The organism is Nocardia sp. NPDC056564, assembly GCF_042793755.1.
Classification (GTDB): Bacteria; Actinomycetota; Actinomycetes; order Mycobacteriales; family Mycobacteriaceae; genus Nocardia.
Map to the genome: position 1 here is coordinate 117,443 of NZ_JBHTUR010000021.1, position 19,648 is coordinate 137,090.

At 67.8% G+C, this 19,648-nt stretch carries 19 protein-coding genes; 10 read left to right on the forward strand and 9 right to left on the reverse strand.

Going from position 1 to position 19,648, the window contains the following annotated elements:
- Nucleotides 1–4: 4 nt before the first annotated feature.
- From ACFQ9K_RS36835 to ACFQ9K_RS36845, 3 genes are read right to left on the reverse strand one after another with little or no spacing between them, the layout of a single operon-like run.
- A complete protein-coding gene (locus ACFQ9K_RS36835; protein ID WP_378714200.1) occupies nucleotides 5–1,171 on the reverse strand; it encodes a thiolase domain-containing protein in 1,167 nt (388 codons plus the stop codon).
- Nucleotides 1,168–2,205 carry a thiolase domain-containing protein gene (locus tag ACFQ9K_RS36840; RefSeq protein WP_378714198.1) on the reverse strand — a complete coding sequence of 346 codons (1,038 nt, stop codon included), beginning with the start codon at nucleotides 2,203–2,205 and terminating at the stop codon, nucleotides 1,168–1,170. The genes ACFQ9K_RS36835 and ACFQ9K_RS36840 overlap by 4 nt, the downstream gene beginning before the upstream one ends.
- A gap of 9 nt (nucleotides 2,206–2,214) precedes the next feature.
- Nucleotides 2,215–3,201 (reverse strand): Zn-ribbon domain-containing OB-fold protein, encoded by a 987-nt coding sequence (locus ACFQ9K_RS36845; RefSeq protein WP_378714210.1) that lies wholly within the window; start codon nucleotides 3,199–3,201, stop codon nucleotides 2,215–2,217.
- Nucleotides 3,202–3,343: 142 nt separating this feature from the next.
- Between ACFQ9K_RS36845 and ACFQ9K_RS36850 the strand changes: the two genes are divergently transcribed.
- On the forward strand, nucleotides 3,344–4,381 hold the full coding sequence (locus ACFQ9K_RS36850) for an LLM class F420-dependent oxidoreductase (protein ID WP_378714196.1): 1,038 nt from the start codon (nucleotides 3,344–3,346) through the stop codon (nucleotides 4,379–4,381).
- 88 nt (nucleotides 4,382–4,469) lie between these two features.
- Nucleotides 4,470–6,002: an acyl-CoA synthetase gene (locus tag ACFQ9K_RS36855; protein WP_378714208.1), complete on the forward strand. Its 1,533-nt coding sequence runs from the start codon at nucleotides 4,470–4,472 to the stop codon at nucleotides 6,000–6,002.
- Nucleotides 6,003–6,062: 60 nt separating this feature from the next.
- On the opposite strand, the gene ACFQ9K_RS36860 is transcribed toward ACFQ9K_RS36855, so the two are convergent.
- Nucleotides 6,063–7,061 carry a sigma-70 family RNA polymerase sigma factor gene (locus ACFQ9K_RS36860; protein WP_378714194.1) on the reverse strand — a complete coding sequence of 333 codons (999 nt, stop codon included), beginning with the start codon at nucleotides 7,059–7,061 and terminating at the stop codon, nucleotides 6,063–6,065.
- Nucleotides 7,062–7,253: 192 nt separating this feature from the next.
- Between ACFQ9K_RS36860 and ACFQ9K_RS36865 the strand changes: the two genes are divergently transcribed.
- A complete protein-coding gene (locus ACFQ9K_RS36865) occupies nucleotides 7,254–7,670 on the forward strand; it encodes a VOC family protein (RefSeq protein WP_378714192.1) in 417 nt (138 codons plus the stop codon).
- A gap of 53 nt (nucleotides 7,671–7,723) precedes the next feature.
- Here ACFQ9K_RS36865 and ACFQ9K_RS36870 read toward each other — a convergent pair whose 3' ends face one another.
- The gene (locus ACFQ9K_RS36870; RefSeq protein ID WP_150403802.1) at nucleotides 7,724–8,506 is read right to left on the reverse strand and encodes a crotonase/enoyl-CoA hydratase family protein; all 783 of its coding nucleotides are present in this window, start codon (nucleotides 8,504–8,506) and stop codon (nucleotides 7,724–7,726) included.
- Nucleotides 8,507–8,567: 61 nt separating this feature from the next.
- On the opposite strand from ACFQ9K_RS36870, the gene ACFQ9K_RS36875 reads away from it, so the two are divergent.
- Together ACFQ9K_RS36875 and ACFQ9K_RS36880 are read left to right on the forward strand one after the other, a co-directional pair.
- Nucleotides 8,568–10,220, forward strand: coding sequence for an acyl-CoA synthetase (locus ACFQ9K_RS36875; protein WP_378714189.1), 1,653 nt, complete (start codon nucleotides 8,568–8,570; stop codon nucleotides 10,218–10,220).
- Nucleotides 10,221–10,248: 28 nt separating this feature from the next.
- On the forward strand, nucleotides 10,249–11,079 hold the full coding sequence (locus tag ACFQ9K_RS36880) for a thioesterase family protein (RefSeq protein ID WP_378714187.1): 831 nt from the start codon (nucleotides 10,249–10,251) through the stop codon (nucleotides 11,077–11,079).
- Between the two features lie 92 nt (nucleotides 11,080–11,171).
- Here ACFQ9K_RS36880 and ACFQ9K_RS36885 read toward each other — a convergent pair whose 3' ends face one another.
- Nucleotides 11,172–12,359, reverse strand: coding sequence for an FAD-dependent monooxygenase (locus tag ACFQ9K_RS36885; protein WP_378714185.1), 1,188 nt, complete (start codon nucleotides 12,357–12,359; stop codon nucleotides 11,172–11,174).
- Between the two features lie 102 nt (nucleotides 12,360–12,461).
- On the opposite strand from ACFQ9K_RS36885, the gene ACFQ9K_RS36890 reads away from it, so the two are divergent.
- Nucleotides 12,462–13,049: a TetR family transcriptional regulator gene (locus ACFQ9K_RS36890; RefSeq protein ID WP_378714184.1), complete on the forward strand. Its 588-nt coding sequence runs from the start codon at nucleotides 12,462–12,464 to the stop codon at nucleotides 13,047–13,049.
- A gap of 106 nt (nucleotides 13,050–13,155) precedes the next feature.
- Here the strand turns inward: ACFQ9K_RS36890 and ACFQ9K_RS36895 are convergent, their stop codons facing one another.
- From ACFQ9K_RS36895 to ACFQ9K_RS36905, 3 genes are all read right to left on the reverse strand, one after another.
- Complete coding sequence (locus ACFQ9K_RS36895; RefSeq protein WP_378984207.1) at nucleotides 13,156–13,695, reverse strand: hypothetical protein; 540 nt, start codon at nucleotides 13,693–13,695, stop codon at nucleotides 13,156–13,158.
- A gap of 302 nt (nucleotides 13,696–13,997) precedes the next feature.
- Entirely contained in the window at nucleotides 13,998–15,101 is a 1,104-nt protein-coding gene (locus tag ACFQ9K_RS36900; RefSeq protein ID WP_378714180.1) for an acyl-CoA dehydrogenase family protein, read from the reverse strand.
- Between the two features lie 98 nt (nucleotides 15,102–15,199).
- Nucleotides 15,200–16,393 carry an acyl-CoA dehydrogenase family protein gene (locus ACFQ9K_RS36905; RefSeq protein WP_378714178.1) on the reverse strand — a complete coding sequence of 398 codons (1,194 nt, stop codon included), beginning with the start codon at nucleotides 16,391–16,393 and terminating at the stop codon, nucleotides 15,200–15,202.
- A gap of 156 nt (nucleotides 16,394–16,549) precedes the next feature.
- Between ACFQ9K_RS36905 and ACFQ9K_RS36910 the strand changes: the two genes are divergently transcribed.
- The 4 genes from ACFQ9K_RS36910 to ACFQ9K_RS36925 all read left to right on the forward strand — a co-directional run bounded on the left by ACFQ9K_RS36910 (nucleotide 16,550) and on the right by ACFQ9K_RS36925 (nucleotide 19,648).
- On the forward strand, nucleotides 16,550–16,738 hold the full coding sequence (locus ACFQ9K_RS36910; RefSeq protein WP_150403811.1) for a ferredoxin: 189 nt from the start codon (nucleotides 16,550–16,552) through the stop codon (nucleotides 16,736–16,738).
- A 45-nt stretch (nucleotides 16,739–16,783) separates the two neighbouring features.
- Nucleotides 16,784–17,686, forward strand: a complete 903-nt coding sequence (locus ACFQ9K_RS36915; protein ID WP_378714176.1) for a 3-oxoacyl-ACP reductase — start codon at nucleotides 16,784–16,786, stop codon at nucleotides 17,684–17,686.
- Between the two features lie 341 nt (nucleotides 17,687–18,027).
- Complete coding sequence (locus ACFQ9K_RS36920) at nucleotides 18,028–18,792, forward strand: ABC transporter permease (RefSeq protein WP_150403813.1); 765 nt, start codon at nucleotides 18,028–18,030, stop codon at nucleotides 18,790–18,792.
- Between the two features lie 4 nt (nucleotides 18,793–18,796).
- Nucleotides 18,797–19,648, forward strand: a complete 852-nt coding sequence (locus tag ACFQ9K_RS36925; RefSeq protein ID WP_150403814.1) for an ABC transporter permease — start codon at nucleotides 18,797–18,799, stop codon at nucleotides 19,646–19,648.

Genomic DNA, 19,648 nt, shown 5'->3' on the forward strand with positions numbered 1-19,648 from the left:
GCGCTCATCGCTTGTCCGACCCGACTACCCACATCGAGAAGTACTGGGACCCACCGCCGTAGGCGTGGCCGAAGGCCTTGCGCGCGCCTTCTACCTGGTAGGCCCCGGCCCGGCCCATGACCTGCTTGGCCGCCTCGGCGAAGCGGATCAGCCCGGAGGCGCCGATCGGGTTGGAGGAGAGCACGCCGCCGGACGGGTTGACCGGCAGGATGCCGCCGATCTCGGTCTCGCCCTTGTCGGTGAGTTTCCAGCCGTCGCCCTGCGGCACGAAGCCGAGGTTCTCCAGCCACATCGGCTCGAACCAGGAGAACGGCACGTAGATCTCGGCCACGTCGATCTCGTTGAGCGGGTCGGTGATTCCGGCCGCCCGCCAAAGCGCGGCGGCGGCGTCCTGGCCGGCCTGCGGGTTGACCTGATCGCGGCCGGCGAAGGTGGTCGGCTCGGTGCGCATCGCGGTGCCGTGCACCCACGCGACCTTCTTGCCGGTGGCCTCGACCGCGGTCGCCGCCTCCTCGTCGCCGATCACCAGGGCGCACGCGCCGTCGGAGGACGGGCAGGTCTCGTCGAACCGGATGGGATCCCACAGCATCTGCGAGGCCAGCACCGATTCCAGGGTGATGTCGGGTTGTTTCAGGTGAGCGAGGGGGTTCTTCGCGCCGTTGCGGCGATCCTTGACCGCGACCATCGCGCCGATATGGCTCGGCGCGTTGGAGCGCCGGATGTAGGAGCGCACGTGCGGGGCGAAGTAACCGCCGGCGCCCGCGCCGACCGGCATGGTGAACGGCACCGGAATCGACAACGCCCACATGGCATTCGACTCCGACTGCTTCTCCCAGGCGATCGCGAGCACCCGCTTGTGCACCCCCGCCTGCACCAGGTTGGCGGCGACCACACCGGTGGAGCCGCCGACCGAGCCGGCGGTATGCACGCGCAGCAGCGGCTTGCCGGTGGCGCCCAACGCATCCGCCAGATACAGCTCGGGCATCATCACGCCCTCGAACAGATCCGGCGCCTTGCCGACCACGACCGCATCGATATCGGCGATGGTGAGACCGGAGTCTTCGAGCGCGCGATCGATGGCTTCGCGGCACATGCCCGCCATCGATACATCGGTTCTTTTCGTCACGTGATGGGTTTGTCCGGTGCCGAGCACCGCGGCCGGGAAGCTCATCGGCTCGCCTCCGAATCCAGAACTGTCACAAGGTTTTGCTGCAACGCGGGCCCGCTGGTCGCGTGGGCGAGCGCGCGGTTCGCGTCGCCGGCCATGATGGCCTTCGCGGCGAAACCGATGCGCTCCAGGCCGGCGGAAAACATCGGGTTCGCGGCGAGCGCGCCGCCCGACGGGTTCACCCTGGTGCCGTTCTTCAGGCCGATCGCCTCGGCGAGGATCAGCTGCTGATGACTGAACGGCGCATGCAGCTCGGCGATGTCGAAGCTGGTGTCGCCGCCGGTAACCGCCTGCGCCGCAGCCGAGGTCGACGGCGAGACGGTGAGGTCACGCGCGCCGAGCACCGGGGTGTCCACCCGGTGCGCCATGCCGGTGATCCAGGCCGGGCGCTCGCAGAGCTCGCGGGCTCGATCGCCGACCGCGAGAACGATCGCGGCCGCGCCGTCGGTGATCGGCGCGACGTCGTGCGCGCGCAGAGGGTCGGCGACATAGGGTGCGCCGAGCAGGCTTTCGACGTCGCCGCCGTCACCCGCGGCCACCGCAGCCATATCGCGTTCGGTCCAGCGGCCCGCGTCGAGCCCGGCCCTGGCCTGCAGGCCGGCGATGGACCACGCGTCCGGCCACAGCGGTGTCACCAGATACGGATCGAGCTGCATGGTGAGCACCTGGCGCAGCGTGCCCGCCGAGGACTTGCCGAAGCCGTACACCAGCGCGGTGCTCGCCTGCCCCGAGCGCAGTTTCACCCACGCCTCGTACAGCGCCCAGGCCGCGTCCATCTCCACGTGCGACTCGTTGATCGGCGGCACCGCGCCGATCGCGTCGATCGCCGAGATGAACGAAAAGGCGCGTCCGGCAAGGTAATCGGAGGATCCGGAGCACCAGAAGTCGATGTCGGACTTGGTGATGCCGAGCTGGCTGTAGAGCTGCTGGAAGCAGGGCACCAGCATCTCCACACCATTGGTGGTGCCGAAGGTCTCCGGCACGTGCGGCGCGTGGGCGAAACCCACGACCGCGATGTCGGTGGCGTTGTCAGTCACGTGCGCCTCTCAGAGGTGGTGCTTGTAGGTGTCGTACTCGGCGTCGGGCTCGCCGGAGGGACGGAAGTGGTCCACGTTCTCCAGGCCGAAGCCCCACTCCTCGCGCGGCTTCCACACCGCCTCCACCCGCATGCCCATCCGCACTTCGCTTGCCTCGCAACCGAGTACGAGGTGCAACACCGGGATGTCCGCGCCGTCCAGCAGCACATAGGCGGCGACGTACGGCGGCTTGATCCGCTGACCGAGGAACGGCACGTTCACGATGCAGAACGTGGTGACCGTGCCGCGGTCGGGCAGCTCGACGACCTGGTCGGTGGGCCTGCCGTCGGTCGGGTTGGCGCCGCGCGGCGGGAAGTACACCTTGCCCGCAGCGTCGGTGCGGCCGCCGAGCAGCTTGCCCTCGGCCAGTCCGCGCAGGTAGACGGTCTCCTGCGGGGAGGCGGTGTGCTTGTAGCTCAAGTCGACCGGCGTGGTGATCACCGTGACCGGTTCGCCCTCGGCCACGGCTCCGGCCGCCTCGGACTCCTCGCCCGGCACGAACGCGGCGATGTCGTGGATGCTGCCGGTGGTCTCCGCGGCCCACTTGACCCGCACGCGCAGGCCGGTGTGGATGTCCTTGGGCGCGGCGACGTCGACCGCGTGCAGCAGCGCGGTGTCCGCGCCGTCCAGCCGGATCAACGCCCAGGCGAACGGCCGGTCGAACGGCTGGCCGGGCAGCGGCTCGCGCACCCAGGTCCAGGTTTCGACGGTGCCGGTGTCGGCGACATCGACGAACTCGGTGAGCGGTTCGGCGGTCACCGGATCGTATTCCGGTGGCGGCACCAGCACTCGGCCGTCCGAGCCGCGCACGCCGACCAGCTTGCGGGCGCGCAGATTGGTCAGAAAGTTACCGATCGTCGGTCCAGTGGACCGGGTGTAGTCGAATCGCACCCGAAGGGGCGCGCTGAGTACATCGGGCACGGTGTGCCCACCCGCCGCCCGGCCACCGCCCCTCATGGAGTCGCTGCGCGACGAAGTGTTCAATTTCGCCCCTCTCTCATCCGCGATTACGCCGGATGCAGTATTCCCCTGAGTCACAATGTCGAGTAGAACAGGTTCTTATTCTGCTGGCAAGCAGTTGGCTCGGAAAGGGTGTTCCATGAAGTTCGGACTGCAACTCGGGTACTGGATGGCACAGCCGCCGCAGAATGCGGGGGAGTTGGTGGTCGCGGCCGAGGATGCCGGGTTCGACGCGGTATTCGCCGCGGAATCGTGGGGATCGGACGCGTTCGGCCCGCTGACCTGGTGGGGATCGTCGACCGAGCGGGTGCGCCTCGGTACCTCCGTGGTGCAGATGTCGGCCCGCACGCCGGCCGCGACCGCGATGCACGCACTCACGCTCGACCATCTCAGCGGCGGCCGGGCGATCCTTGGGCTCGGGGTGTCCGGGCCGCAGGTGGTGGAGGGCTGGTACGGGCAGCCGTTCGCCAAGCCGTTGCAACGCACCCGCGAATACGTCGGGATCGTCCGGCGCATCCTCGCGCGCGAGGCGCCGGTCACCAACGACGGGCCGAACTATCCGCTGCCCTACACCGGGCCGGGATCGACCGGACTCGGTAAGCCGCTCAAGCCGATCGTGCATCCGCTACGTGCGGATTTGCCGATCTGGCTCGGTGCGGAGGGACCGAAGAACGTGGCCCTGACCGCGGAGATCGCCGACGGCTGGCTGGCCATCTACTACGCGCCGCGGCTGGCGAACATGTACAACGACTGGCTGGACGAGGGGTTCGCCCGGGCCGGGGCGCGCCGCTCGCGCGAGGACTTCGAGATCGCGGCGAGCTGCCAGGTGGTGATCACCGACGACGCCGCGAGCGAGCTGGAGAAGATGCGCTGGATCATGTCGCTCTACATCGGCGGCATGGGCGCGCCGGAGCAGAATTTCCACGCGCAGGTCTATCGGCGGATGGGTTACGAGCGCGAGGTCGACGAGATCGGCAGGCTGTTCCTGGCGGGCAAGAAGGCCGAGGCCGCCGCCGTGGTGCCGGACGAGATGATTCTGGATACGGCGATCATCGGCGACGAGGAGCATGTCCGCAAGCAACTCGGCGTCTGGTCGGCGGCCGGGGTCACCATGATGTTGGTGTCCGCTCCGGATGTCGAACAATTACGTCGGCTCGCACCCCTTGTCGATATGTAGAACACGTTCTAGATTCAATAGGGTGAATGCCTCACCCACCCCGTCGGCTACGCCTCCTAACCATCCCCAAGGGCAGGAGTCAGTACAAATTCTCGGTCTCTGGAACATCGCCGAAGCCGAACCCGATCGGATCGCCATGGTCGATCCGGCGGGGCGGGAGGTGACATATCGCGAATTGGCCACCCTCGCCAATCGCTATGCCACCGGCCTGCGCGGGCTCGGCCTGGAAACCGGCGACGTGCTGGTCAGCATGGTGCACAACTGCGTCGAGGCGATCGCCGCCTACTTCGCGGCGTACCAGGCCGGGCTGTACATCGTCGCGGTGAACTGGCATCTCACCGGTCCGGAGGTCGCCTACATCCTGCAGGACAGCGAGGCGAAGGCGTTCCTGGTCAGCGATCGATTCGCCGCCACCGGGAAGGCCGCCGCCGACGAGGCGAATCTGCCTGCGTCGGCGCGCTTCTCGGTCGGCGAGATCGAGGGCTTCAAGTCGGTGGCCTGGCTCGGCGCCGCGGACACCGGGCGCCCATCCGACCGCAGCACCGGCGCGCCGATGCTCTACACGTCCGGAACCACGGGGCGGCCCAAGGGTGTTCGCCGCCCGCTGACCGGCGCCGACCCGGACGTGGTGCCGCCGCACACCGGCGCGTTCTTCGGCCTGTTCGGGCTGGCGCCCTACGACGACCACGTGCACATCTGCGGGTCTCCGCTCTATCACACCGCGGTGCTGAACTTCGCGACCATCTCGATTCAGTTGGGGCACAAGCTCGTTCTGATGGATCGGTGGGACGCCGAGGAGATGCTGCGGCTGATCGACAAGTACCGGGTGACGCACAGTCACATGGTGCCGACCCAGTTCCACCGGCTGCTCGCGCTGCCCGAGGAGGTGCGCGCCAAATACGACGTGTCCTCGCTGCGCAGCATGGTGCACGGCGCCGCGCCGTGCCCGCAGGAGACCAAGCGGAAGATGCTCGAGTGGTGGGGGCCGACGGTCACCGAGTACTACGCGGCCACCGAGGGCGGCGGCACGGTGATCAACGGGACCGAGTGGTTGCGCAAGCCCGGCTCGGTCGGCAAGGCCTGGCCGTGGTCGGTGATCAAGGTGCTCAGCGAGGAGGACGGCACCGAGGTGCCCGCCGGTGAGCCCGGGCTGGTCTACATGCGCATGGGCGCTTCGAGTTTCGAGTACCACCACGACAAGGCCAAGACCGAGGATTCGCGGGTCGGCGACCTGTTCACCGTCGGCGACATCGGTCACCTGGACGAGGACGGCTACCTCTACCTGCACGACCGCCGCTCCGACCTGATCCTGTCCGGCGGCGTGAACATCTACCCGGCCGAGATCGAGAACGTGCTGATCACCCACCCCAAGGTCGGCGATGTCGCGGTCTTCGGCATCCCGCACCCGGATTGGGGCGCCGAGGTGAAGGCCGTGGTGCAGCCCGCGGAGGGCATCGAGGGCAACGACGAACTCACCGCCGAGCTCCTGGCCTTCGCCGCAACGCAATTGGCGAAGTACAAGATGCCCAAGTCGGTGGACTACCTCGCCGAGCTCCCCCGCGACCCGAACGGCAAGCTGTACAAGCGCAAACTGCGCGAGCGGTACGTCCCCGCCTCCTGAGCGCGGTACGCCCCGAGGGCCAGTGCGGATCCCGAACCTCTCGGGGCGGGCCGGGGCGTTTCAGGCCGGTTCGCGCAGCTCCGGGGGCAGGCCGAAGAGGGGGAACAGCTTCTCCGTGTCGAGGAAGAAGCACATGTTCGACACGGCGTTGCCGTCCAGTTCGAGCACGATGACCGACCACGGGATCCATACGCCCGGTTCGCCGCTGGGCTTGTACTGGCCGAAGGCCGGTTCGCCGTTGGCGCCCGCGAGCCGGATCATCCGGGAGTCGCGGCAGCCGCTGCCGTGGCCGAGCATGAACGCGGCGACGTCGGCCGGGCCGGAGACCCAGAACTCGAGTGGCGGCATGGACAGCGACACATCGGTTTTCAGCAGCGTGGTCAGCGCGTCCATGTCGTAGGCCTCGAACGCCTCGACGAAGTTGTCGATCAGCTTGCGCTGGTCCTCGTTCGACTCGTCGTAGGTGTCGGTGGCGGCCGGCTGCACCTTCGACATGGTGGCCCTGGCGCGTTGCAGTGCGCTGTTCACCGACGCGGGGGACATGGTGAGCGCCTCGGCGGTCTCGTTGGCGGAGAACCGCAGCACCTCGCGCATGATCAGGATCGCGCGCTGGGTGGCGGGCAGGTGCTGACAGGCCGCGACGAACGCCAGGCGCAGGGTGTCCTTGGCCGAGGCGTGGTCGGCCGGGTCGGCGCCGAAGGCCAGCGCGTTCGGGATCGGCTCGATCCAGACGTAGTCCGGCTGGGGCGCGGGTAGGGGCGAATCCGGCCGGGAGGGTCCGGACAGGTCCATCGGCCGGGCGCGGCGCTGCGGTCCGTCGAGCATGTCGAGGCAGACGTTGGTGGTGATTCGATACAGCCAGGAGCGCAGGCTCGCGCGGCCCTCGAACGAGTCGTAGGACTTCCACGCGCGGGTGAAGGTCTCCTGGACGGCATCCTCGGCCTCGAAGGACGAGCCGAGCATGCGGTAAGCGTAAGCGCACAATTCCCGGCGGTGCTTCTCGAAGGATTCGAGCACGTCGGGAGCGAGGCCGGCGGTCTGGCCGGACAAGTCGTTCATGGATGTCACCCTGCCACAGCCCACCGACACATTCGAGACCCAAAAGTCCGCTACCAGCACCGTCAAGATCATCGAGCGGCCCGCGGCGGTGTGTGCGATCACATCGGGCGGGCGAGCGATTAGTTCGGCAGCCGGGATTCGTCTCTATCGATGCGCAACTAAACAGGCGGACTACGAAAAGGTGCCCCAGACATGACCAGCCGGATGATTTTTCTCAACCTACCCGTCGCCGAGCTGAATCGGTCGAAGGATTTCTACGCGGCGCTCGGCTGGAAGGTCAACCAGGAGTTCACCGACGACAACGCGGCCTGCATCGTCATCGACGACAACATCTGCCTCATGTTGCTGACCACCCAGTTCTTCACCACCTTCTGTCGGCGCAAGGTCGCCGACACCGGCGAGAAGGTCGGCGCCACTTACGGATTGGCGTTGACCAGCGCCGCGGAGGTGGACGCGCTCGCGACCGCCGCGCTCGCCGCGGGCGGCACCGAGGAGATCAACGCGGACAAGCGGGCACAGGAGGAGCAGGTCGGCATGTACAGCCGCAGCTTCCTCGATCCGGACGGCCATCAGTGGGAGCCGTTCTGGATGGATTACACCGGCTGCTGAGCCCGTGGGGAGAATCGCCCCCGATACCGGAAGGTGCCGGGGGCGTCGCTTTGTCAGCTGCCGGTGAATGTCGGCTTGCGCTTCTCCGCGAAGGCCTTGGGCCCCTCTTTGGCGTCGGTCGAGCGGAAGACTGCGGTGCCGAGCTTCGCGTCGATCTGGAACGCCTCTTCCTCGTGCATGCCCTCGGTATCCCGGATGGTGCGCAGGATGGCCTGCACCGCCAGCGGGCCGTTCGCGGCGATCAGCGCGGCCAGTTCGAGCGCCTTGTCCAGCGCGCCGCCGTCCGGCACCACGTGCCCGATCAGCCCGATCTCCTTGGCCTCGGCGGCGGTGACGTGCCTGCCGGTCAGCAGGATGTCGGCGGCCACGGTGTACGGAATCTGGCGGACCAGCCGCACCGCTGACCCGCCGAGCGGGAACAGGCCCCAGCGCGCCTCGGACACACCGAATTTCGCGCTCTCGCCGGCCACCCGGATGTCGGTGCCCTGCAGGATCTCGGTGCCGCCCGCGATGGCCGCGCCCTCGACCGCCGCGATCAGCGGCTTGGTCAGCCTGCGGCCCTTGAGCAGCGCCTCGATCTTGGACAGGTCCCAGCCGCCGCCCGCGAACGAATCGCCGGGGTGCTGAGTGGTCATCGCCTTGAGGTCCGCGCCCGCGCAGAACGCGCCGCCGGCGCCGGTCAGGATCGCCACCCGGATGTCCGGATCGCTGTCCACCTGATCCCAGGCATCCCGCATGATCGCCATCATTTCCGCCGACAGCGCATTGCGCGCCTCGGGGCGATTCATCGTCACGATGAGGACATGGTCGCGTTTCTCGACGAGGCAGTGTGGCATTGACGAATCTCCTGACGTTCGCACCTTGCCAGGAACAGTAACACGTTCTATTTTTAGCCTTGTGAGCTACAACATAGCGGACCTTGTCGAACATTCCATCGACCTGATGCCCGACCGCGTCGCGCTCGCTGACGACGGCCGCGAGGTGACCTACGCACAGCTGGAGGAGCGCGCCAACAAGTTGGCTCACTACCTGCTCGAACACGGTGTCAAGCCGGGCGACAAGGTAGGCATCTACTCGCGCAACACGATCGAGGCCGTCGAGGCCATGGTCGCGGTCTTCAAGGCGCGCGCGGTGATGATCAACGTGAACTTCCGATACGTCGAGAACGAGTTGCAATATATCTTCGACAATTCGGACATGGTCGCGCTGATCCACGAGCGCCGCTACAGCGATCGGGTGGCCGCGGTCCGGCCGAAGACACCGCTGCTGAAGACGGTTCTCGTCGTCGACGACGATACGACCGGGACGATCCCGACCGCAGCGGATTCGGTCGAATACGAGGCGGCGCTCGCCCAGTCCTCGGGGGAGCGGGACTTCGGTGAGCGTTCCCCCGACGACATCTTCATGCTCTACACCGGCGGCACCACCGGCCTGCCGAAGGGGGTGATGTGGCGGCACGAGGACTGGTGGCGGGTGCTCGGCGGCGGCATCAACTTCATCACCGGCGAGCCGATCGAGGACGAGTGGCAGCAGTCCAAGGTGGGCGCGGCCAACCACCCGAGCATGGTCCGGTTCCCGATTCCGCCGATGATCCACGGCGGTTCGCAGACGGCGACCTTCCACAGCCTGTTCGACGGCGGCAAGGCCGTGATGCTGCCCGAGTTCAGCGGGCACGGCGTGTGGCAGGCCATCGACCGGCACAAGATCAATCTGATCTTCATCACCGGCGACGCGATGGCCCGGCCGATGCTGGACGCGCTGATCGAGGGCAATCCGGAAACCGGTCAGCCCTATGATCTTTCGAGCCTGTACGTGATGGCCAGCAGCGCGGCGCTGTTCTCGCCCGCGCTCAAGGACCAGTTCCTCGAGCTGCTGCCGAACCGGATGATCTCCGATTCCATCGGCTCCTCGGAGACCGGATTCGGTGGCCTGTCGATCGTGGCCAAGGGCGTCAACCACACCGGTGGGCCGCGGGTGAAGATCGACGGCTCCACCGAGGTGCTCGATGAGGACGGAAATCCGGTGCGGCCCGGTTCGGGCGTGGTCGGAATTCTGGCCCGGCGCGGGCACATTCCGCTCGGCTACTACAAGGACGAGGCGAAGACGGCCGCAACGTTCAAGGAGTACAACGGAATTCGCTACGCCATCCCCGGCGACTACGCCAGGGTCGAGGAAGACGGCACGGTCACCATGCTCGGCCGCGGCTCGGTCAGCATCAACAGCGGCGGCGAGAAGATCTACCCTGAGGAGGTCGAGGGCGCGCTGAAGACGCACCCGGAGATCTTCGACGCCCTCGTGGTCGGCGTCGACGACGAACGCTGGGGTCAGCGCGTCTGCGCGGTGGTGCAGTGCCGTGGCGAGAACCGCCCCACCATCGATGATCTGCGCCCCTTCCTCACCAAGGAGATCGCCCCCTACAAGCTGCCCCGCAGCCTGTGGTTCGTGGACGAGATCAAGCGCTCGCCGGCGGGCAAGCCCGACTATCGTTGGGCCAAGGCGCAGACCGAGCAGCGTGCCGCCGACGAGCACTCCGAGGCGAGCCGCAAGTAGGTCCATCGGAAACAGGGGGAAATCGACTGTGGTTGTCCGCTACGGGTTCTTCGAGGCGACCGCGCACGGCTTCGAGCCGTTGCCGTTCGCCGCGAGTGCCTGGTCGCCCACGATGATCAACGGGCCCGCGGTCTGCGGACTGATGGCCAGAGCGCTGGAACGGCAACATTGCGCGACTGGTTTCCAACCCGCCCGGCTGACCGTCGACCTGTTTCGGCCCACCCTGGCCAAACCGGTGACCGTGGTGACGGAACTGGTCAGGGACGGGCGGCGGATCCGCGTGGCGGACGCCGCGCTGATGCAGGGCGGCGTCGACGTCGCCAGGGCGACCGTCGTCTTCCTCAAGCGCTCGATCCAGCCACCGGGGCAGTTGTGGACGCGCACGGAGCTGCCGCGGCCACCGTCCGTGCCGGTCGCCACCGAGGTCACGCGTCCGCTCTTCGGCAGTGACGCGCACGCCGACGGCTGGTCCGCCGAGATCGGCGAACACCAGAACGACAGCCGAAAGCGCATGTGGCAGGTGCCGATGCCGGTGCTGGAGGGCGAACCGCCCTCACCCTTCGTCGGTGCCGTGGTGATCGGCGAGGCCACCAGCCTGATGACCAACTGGGGCAGCGCCGGCGTCGGCTTCATCAATACCGACATGACGCTCGCCCTCGCCCGTCCACCGGTCGGCGCCGAAATCGGCGTGGAAGCCGACAGCCACCTCAGCGCAGACGGCGTAGCCGTCGGCAGCGCAACCCTGTTCGACCGCACCGGCCCCTTCGGCACCTGTGTCGTCACCGCCCTGTCCAACGCCGACCGCCAGGTCGACTTCACCGACGGCGACTTGACCGCCGCGAAGGCCGGTATCCGATAACATCTTTCGAGCGTGCCGCGAGCTCGGCACATTCGATTCCGGCCACCGCCCGTGGCAAGTTCTGAAGTAGTTCAGTGAATAGTCGCGTGGGGTCAGCGGGTGGGGAGTTCGGCCAGGCGGCGGGCGAGGGCCGTGCGAAGCGTGGGAATTCCGGTGAGCGTGGTGAGGGCTAGGTTGCGGAGGGTACGGGCGGGGCGGGGGCGGAGGGTGGCCATGCGGGTCATGCGGTCGGTGAAGGCGACTACGTCGAGAGCTATCGGCCGCCTGGTGGTTTCGTAGGTGTCGAGCAGGGTTGCGGGTTCGCCGTGCAGGACTCGGGCGAGAAGCGGGCCGAGGGTGGCGGCGTCTTGGATGCCGGTGTTCATGCCTTGCCCGCCGGCGGGGCTGTGCACGTGGGCGGCGTCGCCGGCCAGCAGGATCCGGCCGGCGCGGTAGCGATCGGCGACGCGGTGGTGGACGCGGAAGCGTGAACTCCACAGCACCTCGCGGACTTTGAGGTCGCCGCCGGGGCCGCGGGTGTCCAGGATTGCCTGGATGTCGTCGCGGGTGGGGTGTTCGGGGGCCGCGTCGAGGGTGGCGACCACGCGGTAGCGGTCCGGTTCGGATTCGTCGGGCAGGGGAGCGACGACGGTGACGCCCTCCGGCGAAAGATGCAGTGCCACTTCGTCGCGGGCGATCGGCCAGTTCATGCGGACGTCGGCGAGGACGAAGGAGGCGGGGTAGGTGGCACCGGTGAATCCGATGCCCGCCTGCGCGCGGACGACGCTGTGCATACCGTCGGCGCCGATGACGTAGTCGGCGCGGAGGGTGCCGGCGGTGCCGGTGGCATCGGTGTATTCCACAGTGACGCCGTTGTTTTCGTCGGCGACCCGGGTGACCTGATACGGCCGGCGGACGTCGCCGCCCGCCTCGCGCAGCCGGGCGAGCAGGACCGCCTCGGTGATGTCCTGCGGCACCATGAGGGTGTACGGGTACCGGGTCGGCAGGTTGTCGAATCGAATGGTGGCCAGGGTGCGGGCGCCGTCGTGCACCGTGAATCGCGGCACCACAAGGCCTTTGGCGATGAGTTCCGCGGCGATGCCGAGTTCGTGCAGTACCTCGAGGGTCCTGGCGTGCACGACGGCGGCGCGAGAGGTGTTGGCGCCCTCGGCCAGACGGTCGAGCAGGACGAAGTCGACTCCGGCGTCGGCGAGGGTGATCGCGGCGGTCAGTCCGGCGGGGCCCGCGCCGACGATCACCACGGAAGTGGTGTCCGGGAGCGGGCTCTGGGTGGTGTTCATCGGAACTCCTGAAGGTCAACAACTGTAGGCCAACGCCTGTTGGCATAACCGTAGCGCTACCCGCATTGCGAAGTCAACAGTTGTTGGCCTACATTCGTTGGCATGACGATCGAGCCTGATCAGCAGCCCGCGCGCCGCTCCGACGCCACTCGCGCGGCGATCCTGGACGCCGCCCGCGCCCGATTCGCCGCCGAGGGATACGGCAAGGCGACCATTCGCGCCATCGCGGGGGACGCGGCCATCGACCCGTCCATGGTCATGCGCTACTTCGGCAGCAAGGACGGGCTGTTCGCCGCCGCGGTCGACATCGATCTCGCCCTGCCCGATCTCGCCGCCGCCGACGAGGGCGAGGTCGGCGAGTTACTGATCCGCCGCTTCCTCGCCCTCTGGGAGGAGCCACCGGGTAACGCGGTTCTGCTGACCCTGCTGCGCTCGTCCATCACCGACGAGGCCGTCACCGAACGCTTCCGCGACGTCTTCGCCCAGCAGGTTCTCCCCGCCGTCTTGCGCTTCGGCGACCCCGCCGACGCTCCCCGTCGTAGCGGACTGGTCGTCACCCAGCTCCTCGGCATAGCGCTCTGCCGCTACATCCTGCGCATCCCCCCGGTGGTCGCGTTCACCCGCGACGAACTCGTCGCCGACATCGCGCCAACCCTTCAACGCTACCTGACTTCGACCGTGCCGCGCTGACTCCGGTCTCGATCGGCCGGCCTGTAGCGGCGAGCTGAAGCCCGGCTCGTTCTTCCCTGCTCACCCCGCCGAGCAGCGCCGCGTCGAGGCGATGTGGGGTCGGCGGCTAGCCGCCCGCGACCCACTCGACCTTGGTCGCGGTGGTGCCGAACTCCGCCGCGCTGGCGGCGAGGGCCTTGTTCTCCGCGGTCGCGGCGAGATTGGCGAGCGTGATGTCGGCCGGCGCCAGGGCGGCCTGGTCCGCGGCTCGTTTTGCCGCCGCCGCGGTCAGGTGGAGGTTCTTCGGCGGGTTCGGGAGCCGTTCGATGGTTTTCAGGGCGGCCGCGGCGGCGCGTGCGGCCGCCGTCGCGGCCTGGCTTACCGCCGGCAGCGACGGGCGGACCGGGAGGTACTCGGCGGCAGCCGGTTTCACCTCCTGGGTCAGGGTGGTGTCGGTGGCTTCCGTCCCCGGCTCGTTGGTGTTGACGGACGCGATCGCCACGAGTGCCGAGGCGCCGCGTGCCTCGGCACTCGCGGCGCGGGCGTCCGCTTGCGCGAGCAACGCGGTCAGGCTTGCCGTCGGTATCGCGGACTCGGTACCCGGCCCGTTGGCCGTAGCGTCAGGGTGTGCGTCGGCCGCTGGGCCGGCACCTGCCACGGCCAGCATGCCGAGCACGGCGACCGAGATGCGAGCGAGGGCGGAACGTACGGCTGGAATAGCGTCCTCCGGAATATGCGATGCGCGCGTCGGTGTCCCGCGGGCGGTTGCCCGGGCACGCACGATATTCGGTACCGGCGCGTGCTCGGATGGTTTCGTTCATCGACCGCAACCGATTCGGCCTGTGCCGGCGCGCGGCGGGTTGTGCGCGCAAAGAGCTTTGCCCGCAGCGCAATTGATGATGCGCCGCGCGCGTCGGCCCAACAAAAACGCCCCGCTGATACCAGCGGGGCGTTCTTGTTCGTGACGGATCAGGACGGTCCGGCCGCCAGCAGCGCACCGAGCGCGCGCAGATGGTCGGTGCCGCCGCCGAGCGCGAACTCGTTGTGCTTGGCCGCGGTGAAGTAGTTGTGCACGATGTGATCCCGGTCGATGCCGACGCCACCGTGGATGTGGATGACGGTGTGCGCCACCCGATGTCCGGCGTCGGCCGCCCAGAACTTGGCGGTGTGCACGGCCTCCCCGCTGGGCAGCTCCTCGGAGATCTGCCAGGCCGCCTGGGTGACGGCCAGGCGTAGGCCCTGCACATCGATGTAGGCATCGGACAGACGCTGCGCCACGGCCTGGAAGCTGCCCACCGCCTTGCCGAATTGCTCACGCTCGCGGGCATATTCGGCGACCAGTTCGAGGGCGCGCTCCAAGGTTCCGAGCTGGAGCGCGCTGAGCCCGAGCCAGGCGCGGGTGAGCAGCCAGTCGAGGATCTCGGCGCCGTTCTCTACGGTGCCGAGCAATTCGGCAGGCGCGTCGGTGAGCTCGATCGCGTACTCCGGCGTGTGGTCGACCACCTCCTGCGCGGTCACCGTCACCGCCGACGGATCGACGAGGAACACCGCGGCAGCACCGGACACCGTGGCAGGCACCAGGACTCGGTCGGCCCGGCCGGCGAACGGCACCGTGATCTTGGCGCCGGTGAGCCGCCAGCCGCCGTCCGCCTCGACGGCGGTGGTGGCGGGCCGGGTGGGTTCCCAGTTGCGCTCCTCGCTGAGCGCGGCGGTCAGGATCACCTCTCCGGCGCCCGCCTGCCTGGCCTGATCCTGTTGTGCCGCATCACCGAACCGGGCCAGCGCACCGGCCCCGATCACGATCGACCACAGATACGGCACCGCCGCCAGATGCTTGCCGAGCTCACGCAGCACCGCGGTCTGCTCCAGCACGCCGAAGTCGTTGCCGCCGACGGTCTCCGGCAGCGCCGCCGCGAGCACGCCGGTCTCCGCCAGTGATCCCCACAGCGCCTCGTCGAATCGTTCGGTCGCGGTGTCGAGTTCGCGCAGCCGGTCGGCGGTGACGAGCTTGCCGCACACCTCCCCGGTCAACCGGCCCAGGTCGAGTTGCGCCTCGGTTGGCATGAAATCCATGTCTGCTACCTGCTTTCTGGTGGTGCGAGCGACGGGCCCGGAGGGGGTTGCCTGCGTAGCCACGCAGGGCCCCGGGAGCGCCGCCCATCGAACACGGCTCAGCGTGCCGCGGCGGGCTGCTTGAGGGCGGTCATGGCGATGATGTCGCGCTGCACCTCGTTGGTGCCGCCGCCGAAGGTGAGGATCAGCGCGGCCCGGTGCATCCGCTCGAGCCGGCCACGCAACGCTTCGCCGTGTGAGTCCTGGCGCAGATATGCCTGCGGGCCGAGGACTTCCATGAGCAGCCGATAGGCCTCGGTGGCCAGTTCGGTGCCGTACACCTTGCAGGTGGAGGCGTCCCACGGCCGCGGCGCGGCGTCGCCGCCCGCGTCGGCCCGGCTGGCGATCTCCCAGTTGAGCAGCTTCAGGTACTCGACCTTGGCGTACACCCTGGCCAGGTTGAGCTGCACCCATTCCTGGTCGATCACCCGGGAGCCGTTGCTCGCCTTGGTGTTGCGCGCCCAGTCGACGGTCTGGCTCACCGCGAGGCCGAGCGGTCCGGCCGAGGTGAGCGCGACGCGCTCGTGGTTGAGCTGGTTGGTGATCAGCGACCAGCCGCCGTTCTCCTGGCCGACGAGTGCGCTCGCGGGCACCCGGACGTCCTGGTAGTAGGTGGCGCTGGTGTCCGGCCCGGCCATGGTGTGCACGGGCGTCCAGGAGAATCCCTCGGCCGTGGTCGGCACGATGAGCATGCTGATGCCCTTGTGCTTCTTGGCGTTCGGGTCGGTGCGCACCGCGAGCCAGACGTAGTCGGCGTACGCGATCAGGCTGGTCCACATCTTCTGACCGTTGATCACGTAGTCGTCGCCGTCGCGCACCGCGCTGGTGCGCAGGCTGGCCAGGTCGGTGCCCGCGCCGGGCTCGGAGTAACCGATGGCGAAGTGCAACTCGCCGGCCGCGATCTTGGGCAGGAAGAAGCGCTTCTGCTCCTCGCTGCCGTAGTGCATGATCGTCGGCGCGACCGAGTTGATGGTCAGGAACGGCACCGGCGCGCCGGCGATCGCGGCCTCGTCGGTGAAGATCAGCTGATCCATCGTCGGCCGGTCCTGGCCGCCGAACTCCTTCGGCCAGGCCAGGGTCAGCCAGCCGTCGCGGCCCATCTCCTGCACGACCTCGCGATAGACGTTGCCCTGGCCGTACTCGCCGGTCTGCGCGCTGAGCGCAGCCCGGCGCTCGGGGGTGATGAGTCGCGCGAAGTAGTCGCGCAGCTCCGCGCGTAGCTCCTCCTGCTGCGGCGTGTACGCAATGCGCATGGCAAATACCTCAGGCCTTCGTCGATGTGGGTTCACCCGATCATTGCATATCAACTGAAACATGTTCCAGTATTGAGGGTGAATCGGGTCGATGCCGCCACCTGTGGCGGCGTCGGCTTGTTAGGCTTCGGCAAGGATCGCGGTAAAGGAGTTCTCATGAAGGTCAGCGTCGATCTGGACCAGTGCGAGGCGAACGGAATCTGTGTCGGAATCGCCCCCGACGTGTTCGAACTCGATGACGACGACCAGCTGCACATCCTCGCCGCCGACGTCCCCGCGGACCGGCTGGCCGACGTCGAGGACGCGGTGGCGCAGTGCCCGAAAGCCGCGCTGCGGCTCCAGTGAGACCGACCCTTGCCATAGAATGGAACACGTTCTAGGGTCGGGCTCGTGAGTAGTGATGTGAGTCTTGCGGGCCGAGTGGCGATCGTTACGGGGGCAGGCGCGGGGCTGGGGCGGGCAGAGGCGCTCGCACTGGCGGCGGCCGGCGCCTCGGTGGTGGTCAACGACCTGTCGGAATCCGACGCGGTGTCCGACACCCTGGCGGAGATCCGGGCGCTCGGCGCCAAGGCCGAATTCGTCGCGGGCAGTATCGCCGAACGGGCGACCGCGGACGCGGTGATCCGCACCGCCGACGAGGCCTTCGGCGGCGTCGACATCGTGGTGAACAACGCGGGCATCACCAGGGACCGGATGCTGTTCAACATGACCGACGAGGACTTCGACGCCGTTGTCGCGGTCCACCTGCGCGGTCATTTCCTGTTGTCCCGCAACGCCGCGACGTACTGGCGCGGCAAGTCGAAGGCGGCCGGCGCGCCGGTCTACGGCAGGCTGATCAACACCTCCTCCGAGGCGGGCCTGCTCGGCCCGGAGGGGCAGGCCAACTACGGCGCGGCCAAGGCGGGCATCACCGCGCTGACCCTGTCGGCCGCACGGGCGCTGTCCCGGTATGGCGTGCGCGCCAACGCGATCGCGCCCCGCGCGCGCACCGCGATGACCGAGGCCGTGTTCAGCGCCGCGCCCGAGGGGGAGGTGGATCCGCTCTCGCCCGATCACGTGGCCAGGTTGGTCGCCTACCTGGCATCGCCCGCCGCCGACGCGGTGAACGGTCAGCTCTTCGTGGTCTACGGCGGCATGGTGGCGCTCATGGCCGCCCCGGTCGTCGAGCAACGGTTCGACGCCACCGGTGGGCAGTGGTCCGCCGCCGACCTCGCCGCCACCCTCGGCGGCTATTTCGCCGAACGTCCTGCCGGGCAGACATTCTCGGCCTCGGCGCTGCTCGATCTCGGCTGAGCCGGATCGGTGGAACTCCTCGGGCGAATCACGCCGATCGAGGACTGCCATCTGCAAGACCCGCTGACATTGAACTGCTGATCGGCCGTCCAACTGTTGATCACGGGTCGGGCAGTTGGTAGACATTGGAGGGTGAGATGTGGGCCACCGCACAAAGGTGGGATCAATCTCCTGACACTCGTTCCATATTCATATGCCGATGCAAAGAAAAAGTGCAGTTCAAAAGTGTCAAACATCTTCCGGCGGCGCAGTGAACGTGTTCTAATCGTGGAGGCGGTGCGGCCTCGGTGAAGAATCGTGCCGTGAGTCGTACGCGCAGATTTCAGCAAGGAGGTTCAAAGATGAACGAGGTCCTTGCTGTGCCATTGCGCGCAGTGGGTGGGTTCTTCGAACTGACGGCCGAAGTCGCGCGTTCCAGTGTGCGCAGACCATTTCAAGGTCGCGAGTTCATCGACCAGTCCTGGTTCATCGCCCGCGTTTCCATCGTGCCCACACTGTTGGTCGCGATTCCATTCACCGTTTTGGTGAGCTTCACGCTGAACATCTTGTTGCGCGAGATCGGCGCCGCCGATCTCAGCGGGGCCGGCGCGGCTTTCGGCGCGGTCACCCAGGTCGGCCCGATCGTCACCGTGCTGATCGTCGCGGGGGCCGGTGCCACCGCGATATGCGCTGACCTGGGCGCGCGCACGATTCGCGAGGAAATCGACGCGATGCGGGTGCTCGGCATCAACCCGGTGCAACGCCTGGTGGTGCCGCGGGTACTGGCGTCGATGTTCGTCGCGCTGATGCTCAACAGCCTGGTCTGCACGATCGGTATCGTCGGCGGATTTCTGTTCTCCGTCTTTCTGCAGGACGTGAACCCGGGTGCGTTCGTCAACGGCATCACGCTGCTGACGCATTTGCCCGAATTGGTCATCTCGGAGGTGAAGGCCGGATTGTTCGGGCTGATCGCCGGGCTGGTGGCCTGTTATCTGGGCCTGAATGTCAAAGGTGGTCCGAAGAGTGTCGGTGATGCGGTGAATCAGACCGTTGTCTTCGCCTTTATGGCCTTGTTCGTGGTCAACGTGGTGGTCACCGCGGTCGGTATCAAGTTCACGGCGCGGTGACCGCATGGCCTTCGTGATCGAATCCCGCTTCCCGCGTACCGTGCGACGAGTGCGTCGGATGTCGGACTCGCTCGATTCTGTTGGTAAACACGCTGTGTTCTATGCACAGGCCCTGGGGGCTATTCCGCGTGCCCTGACCCACTATCGCACCGAAACCATTCGGCTCATCGCCGAAATCAGCATGGGCAGCGGCGCTTTGGCGGTGATCGGCGGCACCGTCGTCATCGTCGGCTTCCTGACGCTGTTCGCCGGCGGCACCATCGCCGTGCAGGGCTACAGCTCGCTCGGCAATATCGGCGTCGAGGCGCTCACCGGCTTCTTCGCCGCCTTCATCAACGTCCGCATCGCCGCCCCGGTGATCTCCGGCATCGGCCTGGCCGCCACCATCGGGGCCGGGTCGACGGCGCAACTGGGCGCCATGCGGGTGGCCGAGGAGATCGACGCGCTGGAGTCGATGGCGATCCGGCCGGTGCCGTATCTGGTCGGTACCAGGGTGCTCGCCGGGATGATCGCGATCGTGCCGCTGTACGCCCTCGCGGTGATCGCGTCGTTCCTGGCCAGCCGGTTCGCCACGGTGGTCATCTACGGGCAGTCGGCGGGCGTGTACGACCACTACTTCTCCACCTTCCTGATCCCGAGCGACATCCTCTGGTCGTTCGCCCAGGCGATCTTCATGGCCCTGGCGGTCATGCTGATCCACACCTATTACGGCTTTCATGCCGCGGGCGGACCGGTCGGGGTCGGCGTCGCGGTCGGCAACGCGGTGCGCGCCTCCCTGGTCGCGGTGGTCACGGTGACCCTGCTGATCTCGCTGGCCATCTACGGCACCTCCGGCAACTTTCACCTCTCCGGGTAA